General features: G+C 64.8%; 1 protein-coding gene. It reads left to right on the top strand.

Going from position 1 to position 443, the window contains the following annotated elements; genetic code table 11:
- The coding region (locus tag ENZ75_RS34005; protein WP_245481381.1) for a LysR substrate-binding domain-containing protein at window positions 1-443 on the top strand (443 nt) is incomplete at both ends.

The raw sequence follows: 443 nt of genomic DNA, 5'->3' as shown, positions 1-443 counted from the left end.
CGTGTGCGCATTAACAGCTACGTGCCCTTCGGGGTGCATCGGCTGGTCCCGCTTCTGCCTCGGTTCCTGGAACGCTACCCCGAGATTTCGGTCGATCTGGTGCTGACCGACAGCGTCGTCGACCTGATGGCGGAGCGCGCCGATGTTGCCATCCGTGCCGGGCCATTGAGTGAGTCACGGCTGGTGGCGCGCAAGCTCGGGCAAAGCCCGGTGGTCGTTGTTGCAGCACCTTCTTACCTCGAGACGCACGGCATACCGCTGACGCCAGCCGATCTCGACAAACACAACCGCATGGGCTTCGGCTTCGTCAGGCACCTCGATGGCTGGCCGTTCCTCGACGCGGAAGGCCGCGTCATCATGATTCCGATCACCGGCAACACGCTGGTCAGCGATGGTGAGGCGATGCGGCTCATGGCACTGGCGGGCGCGGGGATCGCCCGGCT

The organism is Mesorhizobium sp. M7A.F.Ca.CA.002.04.1.1, assembly GCF_004022805.1.
In the GTDB taxonomy this organism is placed as follows: domain Bacteria; phylum Pseudomonadota; class Alphaproteobacteria; order Rhizobiales; family Rhizobiaceae; genus Mesorhizobium; species Mesorhizobium ciceri.
Note: the sequence above shows the minus strand (reverse complement) of the source record. Positions and strands in the feature narration are given on the sequence as shown.